The organism is Nocardia transvalensis NBRC 15921 (assembly GCF_000308875.1).
Taxonomy (GTDB): Bacteria; Actinomycetota; Actinomycetes; order Mycobacteriales; family Mycobacteriaceae; genus Nocardia; species Nocardia transvalensis.
The window spans coordinates 45344-57307 of the sequence record NZ_BAGL01000003.1 but is presented as its reverse complement, the minus strand read 5'-3'; the positions used below and the strand labels follow the sequence as shown (position 1 = coordinate 57307).

Below are 11964 nucleotides of genomic sequence, written 5' to 3'. Positions count from 1 at the left end.
CCACGCTGATCTCGTCGGCGGGCCGGGCCAGCCGATAGCCGCCGTCGGGCCCGCGGCGGCTGGTCACCAGCCCGGCGCGGCGCAGTTCGGCGGCGGTGGATTCGAGGATCTTGGGCGGGATCGCCTGCGCGGCGGAGAGCGTGTCGGCCTTGACCGAATCCGCTTGCGCGCGAGCGATTTCCAGCAGGATCCGGACGGCGTAGTCGACCCTAGCGCTGATGTGCACGGCCGCTCCCCGCGACGACCTCGACCCTGGCGGGAGGCGCCTGGCGCTCGGCGCCGGCGCCCAGCACGCCCAGCGCGGCGTCCAGCAGCACCCGCTCGATCAGCTCGTCGCCGGTATCGGGATTCATCTCGTCGGACCAGAGGGCCGTCCCGAGGACCTCGAGCGCGGCGCTGGCCCGCAGCCGGTGCTCGGCGGAGGGGTCCGGTCCGGCCAGCCAGGTGCTCAGCTGCCGGTGCATCTCGATCATGTCGGGATAGCGGTTGTCGATCGCGTTGATGATCGCGACCGTATCCCGCACGCACATCGCGCCCGCGGTGCGGTGCCGCAGCAGGGCGTGCAGCTGGCGGCGCAGCACCTCGCGAATGCCCTCCGGACCGTAGGTCACCTCGGGGAGGCCCGCCACGACCTCGTTCAGGTCGTCGAAGATCGGCTCGAGAATCGCGAGCAGCAATTCCTGCTTCGAGGCGAAGTGATAGTAGAGGGAGGCTTTTGTGATTCCTACCGCATCTGCGACCTCGCGCAGGCTCGTGTGATCGAATCCTTTACTCGAAAAAAGCCTGATTGCGGCGTTCCGGATCGCATCTTTGGTGCTCCCACCTGCGACGACGTTTCCGGAAGCACTACGGGCTCTCATGGGATGATCCTCTCATCACGATCCGGTTCGGCGGGTGAAGCCCCGAATATTGAGGTTGTTCCTCCGCTTACCGCTCGGTAGTCTACCTACCGCACGGTAGGCACAAAGCGTCAGGTGGAGGCGGCCCGCGTCAGAGCGGCCGCGAGGTGCTGTCTACGGGGCCTGAACGCAGCACACAACCCGGCTATTCGCTTAGGAGAACCCGCTCGTGTCCGTATACCTCTACCGGTGGGGCAAGTTCGCCTTCCGCCGGAAATGGATCGTCCTCCCGGTCTGGCTGCTGATATTCCTGCTGCTCGGAGGCCTCGGCGCGGCCTCGATGAAGCCCTTCGAGGACAAGTTCTCGATGCCGGGCCTGCCGTCCGAGCGGGCCACCGAAATCCTCGACGAGCACATGCCCGAGATGTCGAAGGCGTTCCAGCTCGACGCCATCACCGGCACCTACGTCGTGTCCACGGACAACGGCACGCTGACCGATACCGGCAACCACGCGGCCCTGCAGGCGTTCGTCCAGAAGCTCAACGCCCTGGACATCGTCGACCACAGCAAGCCGATCACCGACCCGGTCACCACGACCTCGCTGATGCCGGCCACCCAGCAGGCGGCCCAGCAGCAGGCCGAGGCGATGAAGACGCTGAAGCCGGGCCAGTCGCCGCCGGCGCCCAGCCCGAGCTGCCTCGACGGCCGCGGCTCCCCCGACTACAAGGCGCTGTGCAGCGGCGCACCGCTGAACGTGCTGAACGAGACGCGCGCCAACACGGTCGCCGTCATCGACGTCCCGTTCACCATGGCGAGCTTCTCCGACATCAAGCCCGAGCACCGGGAAGAGGCGAAGGCCGTGGCCGACGTCGCCCGCGAGGCCGGTCTGACCGTGGAGCTCACGGGCTCCATCGCGCAGGAGCAGCCGGAGTCCGGCCAGTCGGAGATGATCGGCGTCGGCGTCGCGCTGGTGGTGATGATCATCGCCTTCGGCGCGATCGTGGCCGCGTTCGTCCCGATCATCACCGGCCTCGTCGGCGTGGCCTGTGCCGCGTTCCTGATCCTGACCGGCACCTCGCTGACCGCCATCCCCACCTTCACCCCGGTTCTCGCGTCGATGATCGGGCTCGCGCTGTCGATCGACTACGCGCTGTTCATCGTCTCCCGCTACAAACACGAACTCGCCGTGCAGGATTCGCCGGAGGAGGCCGCCGGAACCGCGGTCGGCACGGCCGGCGGCGCGGTGGTGTTCGCCGGTCTGACGGTCATCATCGCCCTGCTCGGCCTGAGCGTCGTCGGCGTCGGATTCCTGACGATGATGGGACTCGGCGGCGCGATCGCCGCGGCCTTCGCGATCATGGCCGCGATCACCCTGCTGCCCGCCCTGATCGGCGCGTTCGGACGCTTCCTGTTCAAGCCGAAGGTGCCGCTGGTCGCCAAGCACGATCCCGAGGACGAGAACTCGGTCACCAACGGCATACGGTTCGCACGCCTGATCACCAAGGTGCCCGCCGCGACGCTCGCGCTGAGCGTGATCGTGCTCGGCCTGCTCGCGGCGCCCGCCGCGGGCCTGAACCTCGGCCTGCCCGGCGGCGACAGCGCACCCGAGGGTTCCTCGATGCGCAAGGCGTACGAACTCCAGACCGCGGGCTTCGGCGAGGGTAAGAACGGCATGCTCGTCGTGGCCGCGGACCTGTCCGGGGCCCCCGAGAACCAGCGCGCCGACGCGCTGACGGCCCTGCGTGACCGCCTCGGCGGCTACGAGGACATGGACTACCTGACCACCTCGCAGCAGAGCAAGGACGGGCAGGCCGCACTGTTCATGGCGGTGCCGAAGTCGGGCCCGAACAGCGAGGCGACCCAGGACCTGGTGTCCCGGGCCCGCGACGCCGAGAGCGAGCTGGAGGCCGAGTACGGGATCACCTACGGCATCACCGGCCAGACCGCGATCTACGCGGACGTGAACCACGTGCTGCTGTCCAGCATCGTCCCGTATCTCGCGATCGTCGCCGGCGCCGCGTTCCTGCTGCTGGTGCTGGTCTTCCGGTCCATCCTGGTACCGCTGACGGCGGCGCTCGGCTTCCTGCTCTCGATGGCGGCCACGTTCGGCGTCACCGTGCTGGTGTTCCAGGAGGGCGCGCTGGGCCTGATCAAGGACACCCACCCGATCATCAGCTTCCTGCCGATCATGTTGATCGGCTTGGTATTCGGGCTCGCCATGGACTACCAGGTCTTCCTGGTGACCCGTATGCGCGAGGAGTTCGTGCACGGCGCGTCGCCCAAGGAGGCCGTGGTCAAGGGCTACCACCACGGCGCCCGCGTGGTGACCTCCGCCGCGATCATCATGATCTCGGTCTTCGGCGGATTCATGCTGGCGCCCGATGTCACCTCCAAGTCGATGGGCTTCGCGCTGGCGGCGGGCGTGCTGCTGGACGCGTTCCTCGTCCGGATGGTGCTCATCCCGTCGCTGCTGGTGCTGATGGGCAAGTGGGCCTGGTGGCTGCCGAAGTGGCTGGACCGCCTCCTGCCGAATATCGACGTCGAGGGCACGAAGCTGCGCGAGCTGCGGCAGCGCGACCGCGACGTGGAGTCGGAGAAGCAGCCGGTTCCCGTCGGCTGATCCGAACCGGACACGTCGGGACCCACCCGATTCGGCCACGTCGGGCCCCAACTCGATTCGGCCACGTCGGCCCCCACCGCTTTCCAGGTGGGGGCCGACGCCGTTCCGGGGGCGGACCTTGATCTTGTAGCTACTACGCAGCAGACTCGTACCAGTTCTTCACCAGCTCGGCGTTTCGTCTATCGGCCCACAGACCGCAAGGAGACGCTCGTGTCCGTATATCTGTACCGGTGGGGCAGGTTCGCGTTCCGCCGCAAATGGATCGTCCTACCCGTCTGGATCGTGCTGTTCCTCGTGGTCGGTGGGCTGGGGAGCCAGCTCAGCAAGCCGATGACCAACGACTTCACGATCCCGAATCTGCCGTCGGAGCGGGCCACCGACATTCTGGACAAGCATTTCCCGGGCATGTCGGAGGCGTTCCAGTTCGACGCCGTCACCGGCACCTACGTCATCGCGGCGCCCGACGGGCAGAAGCTCACCGACCCGGCCTACCGCGCGGCGATCGGGGATCTCATCGCCGAGCTGGGCGCACTCGGCATCGTCGACCACAGCAAGCCGCTGACCGATCCGGTCGCCGCCGCCGAGACCATGGGCTGCGTGACGCCCGACCGCGGCACCGCGGAGTTCTCGTCCAAGTGCAGCGCCGCGCCGCTGAACGTGCTGAACAAGACCGACCCGGATTCGGTTGCGGTGCTGACGGTTCCGTTCACCATCACCCAGTTCACCGATGTCACCGCCGACGACCGCAAGGCTGCGTACGACATCGCGGACGGCGCCCGCGCGGCCGGTCTGACCGTCGAACTCGACGGCACCATCGCGATGGAGCAGCAGCAACCCAGTGGCAAGTCGGAGATGATCGGCATGGGCTTCGCGCTGATCGTCATGATCGTGGCCTTCGGCGCGATCGTCGCCGCGTTCGTCCCGATCATCACCGCGATCGTGGGGCTGGGCGTGACCATGTCGGTGATCATGCTGGGCACCTCGTTCCTCTCGGTGCCGAGCTTCACCACCTTCCTCGCCTCCATGATCGGCATCGCGCTATCGATCGACTACGCGCTGTTCATCGTCTCCCGCTACAAACACGAACTGGCCGTGCAGGATTCGCCCGAAGCGGCGGCGGGGACCGCGCTGGGCACGGCCGGGGCCGCGGTGGTGTTCGCGGGCGGGACGGTCATCATCGCGCTGGTCGGCCTCGCCATCGTCGGTATCCGATTCCTGACGTTCATGGGCCTCGGCGGTGCGCTGGCCGCCGCGTTCGCGGTGCTCACCGCCATCACGCTGATGCCGGCGCTGCTCGGCGCGTTCGGCCGGTTCCTGTTCAAGCCGAAGCTGCCGGTGATCGCCCAGCACGATCCGGAGGACGACGACTCCGTCACCAACGGCATGCGGGTGGCGCGGCTGATCGGCAAGGCGCCGGCCGTCGCGCTGGTGCTGAGCATCATCGTGCTCGCGCTGGCCGCCGGGCCCGCCACGCATATGCAGCTCGGCCTGCCCGGCGAGGACAGCATGCCGAAGGATCTGACCATCCGGAAGGCCTACGACCTGCGCACCGAGGGTTTCGGCGAGGGCAGTAACGGCAAGCTGATGGTGGTCGCCGAACTCGGCGGCGTCGCGCCCGAGCAGCGGCCGACTGCGGTGCAGGCGTTGCGCGACAAGCTGTCCGGCTATCCGGATATGGACTACGTGACCGAGCCACAGCTCAGCCAGGACGGCGCGGGCGCGCTGCTCAACGCGATTCCCAAGACCGGTCCGAACAACCAGGACACCAAGGATCTGGTCCGCGATGCCCGCGACGCCGAGCAGTCACTGCGCGAGCAATACGGCATCGAGTACGGCATCACCGGCACCACCGCCATCTACGCCGATGTCGACCACGCCCTGCTCAGCAAGATCGTGCCCTATCTGGCGATCGTGGCGGGCGCGGCATTCCTGCTGTTGATCGCGGTCTTCCGGTCGGTGCTGGTCCCGCTCACCGCGGCACTGGGATTCCTGTTGTCCATGGCGGCCACCTTCGGCGCCACCGTGCTCATATTCCAGGACGGCGCGCTCGGCCTGGTCGACGAACCACGGCCGATCGTGAGCTTCCTGCCGATCATGTTGATCGGCTTGGTATTCGGGCTCGCCATGGACTACCAGGTCTTCCTGGTGACCCGCATGCGCGAGGAGTTCGTGCACGGGCAGACGCCGAAGGAGGCGGTGATCAGGGGCTACCACCACGGCGCCCGCGTGGTCTCGTCGGCGGCGATCATCATGATCTTCGTCTTCGGCTCGTTCATCCTGGAATCCGACACCACGGCGAAGTCGATGGGCTTCGCGCTGGCGGCGGGCGTGCTGTTCGACGCCTTCATCGTCCGGATGGTGCTGATCCCGTCGCTGCTGATCCTGATGGGCAAGTGGGCCTGGTGGATTCCCTCCTGGCTCAGCAAGATCGTGCCGGATATCGATGTCGAGGGCGCGCGGCTGCACGAGCTGAACGCGGCCGACGAATCGAAGCCCACGGTGCCGGTCGGTTCGTAGGTCTTCGCGTTTCGTTCAGCCCAGCTGGGGCGCCACCTCGGTGGCGACCAGTTCCAGATGGTCCAGGTCGGGCAGGTCCAGGACCTGGAGGTAGAGGCGGGTGATGCCGGTCGCCTCGCGGTAGCGGCCGATCTTGTCGACCAGTTCGGCCGGGGTCCCGGCGAGGCCGTTGGTCCGCAGTTCGCCGACCTCGCGGCCGATGGCGGCGGCACGGCGGGCGATCTCGGCCTCGTCGCGGCCCACGCACAACACCTGCGCGGCCGACCGGGTGATGTCGCCCGGGTCGCGGCCGATCTGCCGCGCGGCGGCGTCCACTCGCTCGAATTGCGCTGTCGCGGTGGCGGGATCGGTGAACGGCAGGTTGAACTCGTGGGCGAAGCGGGCGGCCAGCTCCGGGGTCCGCTTCTTGCCCATGCCGCCGATGATCACGGGCGGGCCGGGCCGCTGCACGGGCTTGGGCAGGGCCGGTGAATCGACCAGGGTGTAGTGCTTGCCCAGGTAGTTGAAGGATTCGCCCTCGACCGTCTTCCACAGCCCGGTGATCACCTCGAGCTGTTCGGAGTACCGGTCGAACCGTTCCGGCACATCGGGCAGCGGGATGCCGTAGGCGGTGTGCTCGTCCTCGAACCAGCCGGCGCCGAAGCCGAATTCGATACGGCCGCCGGACATCTGGTCCACCTGCGCCACCGAGATGGCCAGCACCGACGGGTGCCGGAAGGTGGCGGCGGTGACCAGCGTGCCCAGCCGGATCCGGGAGGTCTCGCGGGCCAGACCGGCCAGCGTGATCCAGGCGTCGGTCGGCCCGGGCAGGCCGGAGACGCCGCCCATCTTCAGGTAGTGGTCGGAACGGAAGAACGCGTCGAAACCCGCGTCCTCGGTCGCCTTGGCGACGCGGAGCAGGTCGTCGTAGGTCGCGCCCTGCTGAGGTTCGGTGAAGATCCGTAGGTCCACGGCTCCAACCTACAGATTCATGGGATGTGTGTCGCACCGGCACGGCGTCAATTATCGGTTGACGCACAACTCATCGTCAACTATTAGTTGACGATGAGAGCGGCTTTCGCCGACACCGGAGCGATGCAGGAGCAGGCAGTGACAGGGATCGACAACGCGGCGCATCGTGACGCCGGAGTAGCGACTCAGCGGGTGGTCGTGGTGGGCGCCGGAATCGCCGGACTGGCCGCCGCGCTGCGGATGCGTCAGGCGGGCTGGGAGGTCGTGGTGGTCGAGCGGGCTCCGGCGCGGCGCAGCGGCGGCTACCTGGTCAACCTGCACGGGCCCGGATACGACGCCGCCGAACGGCTCGGGCTGCTGCCCGCGCTGGCCCCGAAAGATATCGGGTTCTTCACCTCGATCCTGGTCCACGCCGACGGGCGCGAGAAGTTCGCGATTCCGGCCGCCGTCGCGCAGGAGGCGGTCGGCAGCCGGGCGCTGAGCCTGTTCCGCGGCGATCTGGAGTCGGCGCTGTACGACGCGGTGGCCGGTTTCGCCGATATCCGTTTCGGCACCACCGTCCGATCGATCACCGACGACGGCGAGGACGTGGGCGTCACCCTGGACGACGGCACCCACCTGTCGGCCGGACTTCTCGTCGGGGCCGACGGCGTGCACTCCCGGATCCGCGAACTCGTCTTCGGGCCCGAGGCGGACCACCTCGTGGACCTGGGGCACATGGTGGGCGCGTTTCCTCTCGACACCGTGCCCGAGCATGTTCCGGACGGCGTCGGCGCCACGTTCATCGGCCCCCGGCGCACGGCCGCGGTGATGAATCTCGGACCGGATCGATCCTCGGCGTTCTTCACCTATCGCTGCCCCGATCCGGCGGGCGACCTGGCCCTCGGTCCGGTGTCCGCGCTGGGCCGGGCGTTCGGGGACCTCGGCGGCGGTGTCGCCGACGCCTTGCGCCTGCTCGAAATCGACCCGGACGGAGCCTATTTCGACTCGGTCGGCCAGATCGTCATGGACCGCTGGAGCCGCGGTCGCGTGGTCCTGGTCGGCGACGCCGCGTGGTGCGTCACCGTCTTCGCCGGCTACGGCGCGGCGCTCGCCCTGGACGGCGCGGATCGGCTCGGCGCCGCCCTCGAGGCACACGGCGACGACATTCCCGCGGCCCTCGACGACTGGGAGGCCGGGCTGCGTCCCGAGGTCCGCAAGCGACAAGCATTGGCCCGCAAGGGAATCAGCCGCTTCGCCCCGCCCTCGCGCGCGCATGTCCGGGCCGCCGAACTCATGCTCCGCGCCATCCAGCTCCCCGGCATCCGGCACCTGGTTCACAGGGCGATCCAACGCGCCAACAATTGATATCGAACTTGTGTTCGAATCGGAGTAGTGTGGCGGCATGCCTCTCGACCGCCACATCCACTTCGCCCAGCTGTGGTTGGAACAGGTGCGCGACCACCTGGCCTCCGCCGCCGCCACCAGCACGAATCTGTCCGCCGAGCAGCTGAATGTCATGTCCGGCAAGGTCGCCGAAGGGCTCCGCATCTTCACCGAGCTGGCCGACCAGCCGCCCGCGCAGCCCCCTACTCCCGCACCTCGCGTCGAGCCGCCGCCAGCCCTGCGCACCGCCGATCCCCGGTATCCCGCCATACCGCCTTGGCGTCCATCCGGCCGAACCCGGATGGCGGGCCACCTCACGAGTGGATAATGCCCCGGTGGGCAGGGAGCGCCGGATCTCGGTAGTAGGTACCTCAGGGTCGGGGAAGAGCACGCTGGCCGCTCACATCGCCCGCCGGCTCGGTATCCCGCATATCGAACTCGACGCCATCCACCACCAGGCAAACTGGACGCCGATGCCCGCCGAGGATTTCCGCGCGGCCGTCGCCGAGCGGATCGCCCTGCCCGCGTGGGTCGCCGACGGCAACTACCAGGGCAAACTCGGCGACTTGGTCTGGCGCCGCGCCGACACGGTCGTCTGGTTCGACCTCCCGCGCTGGCTCGTCATGGCCCAGATCATCCGCCGCACCCTGATCCGCGCCCTCACCGCCCGCGAGCTGTGGAACGGCAACCGAGAACCGGTGCGCCACCTTCTGTCCCTCGACCCCGAACGCTCGGTAATCGTGTGGGCTTGGCGCACCCACCCCAAGAACCGCCTCCGCTACACCATCGCCCAAGCCGACCCGGCCTACCGCCACATCGACTTCATCCGCCTCCGCTCCCACCGCGACACCCGCCGCTTCCTGTCCGGCCTCGCTCCCTCGGCGGACATGCCCTCGCGTACCCGGGAGCCCTGACCGGACGAACGAAACGGATCTGGCTCACTTTCCGTGTCGAAAGATGTTGTGCCGCAGTGTCACATGCACGGCGGCACCTGATCGCCGCTGTGGATCACTGAGCGATATGTGGATCGGCGCGTAGGACCCGCCAGCACAGGTAGACGCAGACGCCCAGCGCGGGCGCACCGCCCAGGAGCGTGGCGGCGATGCCGAGTGGGATCACGGCTCCGGCCGCGTACAGCGGCCACAGCACTGCCGTGGCGAGGGCGAATTTCGCCAGAAATACCGCGGTGCAGATGTCGTAGCGCCGCCGCTGCCCGCGATCACGCTGCCAGGCTCGGCCGCCACCGCGCACCGTGCCCATCACCAACCCGATGACCGGCCATCGCACGAGTATGGACGTCAAGAACACGATGCCGCCGCCTGCCTGCCAGAGGACGGCGACGAGGTAGAAGTCGGCCGCGTTTCCGGTGCTCCCGGCCACCAGCGCGGACACCCCGACCACGAGCAACCCGAGCGCCGGCTGCCAGACCTTGCGGTCGGTGCACAGCCGCACGACCCCGAACGCCAGCACCCCGCCGACCGCGATCAGCGCGGACGTCGGCACCTGCCCGGTCAGCAGATACGCGACCAGGAACAGCGCCCGCGACGCGACTCCTTCGGCGACCGTGCGCCAACCGCCCACCGCGGCGAACAACGACAGCGACTGCTGCGTCAACATGCTGCCGAGGCTCATATGCCCGCCTTCGCCGCGACAGAGGTGAAGTTGTCGCGGCGCATCGTGTCCTCGTAGGCGCCGATCGCTTCGAGCAGGGCGAGCCGGCCGCGACCCACCTCGACCAGCGCCTCGCAGAGGCGGTGCGCGTCCTGCATCGCCAGGTTGCCGCCGAAGCCGCGAGCCAGGTGGATGGCGTCGCCGACGACCGTCACCGGGCCGGCGGGCCAGGCGGGCATCGGCGGGATCACCCCGCTTCGCAGCGCGACCGTGACGTCCTGCCACGCCTCGGCGACGACCGACCGCAGGGCCGAGGGCAGGGCCGCGGTCAACTCCACGGCCCGGCGCCACACCCCGGCCGAACCGAGCCGCTCCCGCGTGGTGGGCAAGGCCCACATCGCGTAGTCCTCGGCCTCGGCGACCGCGCCGATGCGCAGAGCGGGCAGCCATCGCTGCCGCGCGGCCCGGGGAGACTCGGTGAACCGCAGCACGCCCAGCACCATCATCGTGCCGCCGACCCGCGCGACGGCGGGGCTGTCGCCGATCAGCTCGGGCAGCCCGGTACCGGCCATGGCCCGCAGTGGGGTCGCACCCATGAGCATGGGCTGTCCCGTGTCGACCACCCGCACGTGCGGCAGGTACTGGCGGCGGACCGCCGAGCCGATCCCGTCCGCGCCGACCAACACGTCGGCCGTATCCGTGCTTCCGTCGGCACACCACACCCGGACGCTGCCGTCGGCTCGCTGCTCGAACCGCGTGAACTCCGCCCCGAACCGAACCACGCCCTCCAGTCCCGTCAGCAATATCGCACGCAGCAGCGGACGATGGACCTGACGCCCCGGCCGCGCCCCGCCCGGTTCGCCGTCGAGCGACCGAGCGCCCACGACGGTGAGCACCCCATCCACTTCGGACAGGTTCAGGGTCTGTTCGCGCGGCCCGCCCATCGTGGCCTCGACCATCGCGACGTGCTCCGGAGGCAGGCAGCCTCGCAGCGCCGCGGCGCCTCGGTCGTCGACATGCAGGCTGACGCCCTGCGGACGGCCCAGCAGCCCGTCGCGCTCGTACACGGCGACATCGATCCCCGCGCGGCGCAATCCGTGCGCGAGCGTCAACCCGCCCAGACCCGCGCCGACCACGATCACCTTCATCCCGCCGACCTTTCTTCATCAAACGATGAAGAACACACTACGGCGAGTCGTCATAAAACTCCACCGAACGATGAAGAAAGCCTGTTAGGCTGCGGCGGTCATGACAGAACAAGGCACCCACAGCCGTCCCGGGCGCTGGCGGTCCGGCGCGGAGAGCAAGCAGCGGATCCTCCGAACCGCCCGCGACCTGTTCGGCCGGAACGGCTACCGCGGCACGACCGTGCGCGCGATCGCCACCGCGGCCGAGGTCGACCCGGCGATGGTGTTCTATTTCTTCGGCACCAAACAGGGCCTGTTCGCCGCCGCGATCGACATGGCCGAGAACGTTCCGCCCGCCATCGAGTCGATCTTCACCGCCGACCTCGACGCCATCGGCGAGCGCATCGTCCGCACGCTCCTGGAGAACCTCGACCGGTCCGACCGCGCCCCACTCGTCATGCTGACCAGGTGGGCGCCCACCGACGACCAATCCCGAACGCTGCTGCGCGAGTTCATCGACCGGGAGATCACCGACCGGCTCGCCGCGATGCTCGACACACCGGACGCCGCACTCCGGGCCGGCATGGTCAACGTCCAGATCCTGGGCCTCGCGGTAGCGCGGTACATCGCGCGAATCGAACCGATCGCCTCGGCGTCCGTCGACGAACTCGTCACCCGATTCGGCCCGCTCGTGCAGCACTGCCTGACCGGACGAACACCACCACCACCGTGAACGCGGTCCTCGGATCCGGCTCGGACGGCAGGGCCTTCTCGCTCCCCCTCCGCGCAGACAAAAGCTCCCCATCTGTAGTGCAGATGGGGAGCGAGAGCGGTGGCGGAGGGATTTGAACCCTCGGAGGGGGGTTACCCCTCACACGCTTTCGAGGCGTGCTCCTTAGGCCGCTCGGACACGCCACCGCCGGTGACTTTACCG

Annotated in this window: 11 protein-coding genes and 1 tRNA gene; 6 read left to right on the top strand and 6 right to left on the bottom strand. The window is 68.7% G+C overall.

Annotation, left to right across the window (positions count from 1 at the left end; genetic code table 11):
- Together ON41_RS02365 and ON41_RS02360 are read right to left on the bottom strand one after the other, a co-directional pair.
- On the bottom strand, window positions 1–226 hold a 226-nt coding region (locus tag ON41_RS02365), incomplete at its 3' end, for an RrF2 family transcriptional regulator (RefSeq protein ID WP_040744703.1).
- A complete protein-coding gene (locus ON41_RS02360; RefSeq protein WP_083905081.1) occupies window positions 210–860 on the bottom strand; it encodes a TetR/AcrR family transcriptional regulator in 651 nt (216 codons plus the stop codon). The genes ON41_RS02365 and ON41_RS02360, both read right to left, overlap by 17 nt.
- 208 nt (window positions 861–1068) lie before the next feature.
- Between ON41_RS02360 and ON41_RS02355 the strand changes: the two genes are divergently transcribed.
- Both ON41_RS02355 and ON41_RS02350 read left to right on the top strand, forming a co-directional pair.
- Window positions 1069–3459 carry an MMPL family transporter gene (locus ON41_RS02355; protein WP_040744701.1) on the top strand — a complete coding sequence of 797 codons (2391 nt, stop codon included), beginning with the start codon at window positions 1069–1071 and terminating at the stop codon, window positions 3457–3459.
- Between the two features lie 210 nt (window positions 3460–3669).
- Entirely contained in the window at window positions 3670–5976 is a 2307-nt protein-coding gene (locus tag ON41_RS02350; RefSeq protein WP_040744700.1) for an MMPL family transporter, read from the top strand.
- 15 nt (window positions 5977–5991) lie between these two features.
- On the opposite strand, the gene ON41_RS02345 is transcribed toward ON41_RS02350, so the two are convergent.
- Entirely contained in the window at window positions 5992–6927 is a 936-nt protein-coding gene (locus tag ON41_RS02345; RefSeq protein WP_040744698.1) for an LLM class F420-dependent oxidoreductase, read from the bottom strand.
- Window positions 6928–7065: 138 nt separating this feature from the next.
- Between ON41_RS02345 and ON41_RS02340 the strand changes: the two genes are divergently transcribed.
- From ON41_RS02340 to ON41_RS02330, 3 genes are read left to right on the top strand one after another with little or no spacing between them, the layout of a single operon-like run.
- On the top strand, window positions 7066–8274 hold the full coding sequence (locus ON41_RS02340; protein ID WP_246829434.1) for an FAD-dependent oxidoreductase: 1209 nt from the start codon (window positions 7066–7068) through the stop codon (window positions 8272–8274).
- Between the two features lie 37 nt (window positions 8275–8311).
- A complete protein-coding gene (locus ON41_RS02335; RefSeq protein ID WP_040744696.1) occupies window positions 8312–8620 on the top strand; it encodes a DUF6374 family protein in 309 nt (102 codons plus the stop codon).
- Window positions 8621–8627: 7 nt separating this feature from the next.
- Window positions 8628–9206 carry a P-loop NTPase family protein gene (locus tag ON41_RS02330; protein WP_040744727.1) on the top strand — a complete coding sequence of 193 codons (579 nt, stop codon included), beginning with the start codon at window positions 8628–8630 and terminating at the stop codon, window positions 9204–9206.
- A gap of 94 nt (window positions 9207–9300) precedes the next feature.
- Here the strand turns inward: ON41_RS02330 and ON41_RS02325 are convergent, their stop codons facing one another.
- Together ON41_RS02325 and ON41_RS02320 are read right to left on the bottom strand one after the other, a co-directional pair.
- Window positions 9301–9909 (bottom strand): DUF3159 domain-containing protein, encoded by a 609-nt coding sequence (locus tag ON41_RS02325; RefSeq protein ID WP_218003335.1) that lies wholly within the window; start codon window positions 9907–9909, stop codon window positions 9301–9303.
- Between the two features lie 11 nt (window positions 9910–9920).
- Entirely contained in the window at window positions 9921–11051 is a 1131-nt protein-coding gene (locus ON41_RS02320; protein WP_040744694.1) for an FAD-dependent oxidoreductase, read from the bottom strand.
- A 100-nt stretch (window positions 11052–11151) separates the two neighbouring features.
- On the opposite strand from ON41_RS02320, the gene ON41_RS02315 reads away from it, so the two are divergent.
- Window positions 11152–11763: a TetR/AcrR family transcriptional regulator gene (locus ON41_RS02315; protein ID WP_040744693.1), complete on the top strand. Its 612-nt coding sequence runs from the start codon at window positions 11152–11154 to the stop codon at window positions 11761–11763.
- Between the two features lie 97 nt (window positions 11764–11860).
- On the opposite strand, the gene ON41_RS02310 is transcribed toward ON41_RS02315, so the two are convergent.
- A tRNA-Ser gene (locus ON41_RS02310) sits at window positions 11861–11948 on the bottom strand.
- Between the last annotated feature and the right edge of the window lie 16 nt (window positions 11949–11964).

Coding starts and splice junctions, on each gene's coding strand:
- ON41_RS02360 (WP_083905081.1), bottom strand. CDS start 860: ATGAGAGCCCGTAGTGCTTCCGGAAACGTCGTCGCAGGTGGGAGCACC.
- ON41_RS02335 (WP_040744696.1), top strand. CDS start 8,312: ATGCCTCTCGACCGCCACATCCACTTCGCCCAGCTGTGGTTGGAACAG.
- ON41_RS02315 (WP_040744693.1), top strand. CDS start 11,152: ATGACAGAACAAGGCACCCACAGCCGTCCCGGGCGCTGGCGGTCCGGC.
- ON41_RS02320 (WP_040744694.1), bottom strand. CDS start 11,051: ATGAAGGTGATCGTGGTCGGCGCGGGTCTGGGCGGGTTGACGCTCGCG.
- ON41_RS02325 (WP_218003335.1), bottom strand. CDS start 9,909: ATGTTGACGCAGCAGTCGCTGTCGTTGTTCGCCGCGGTGGGCGGTTGG.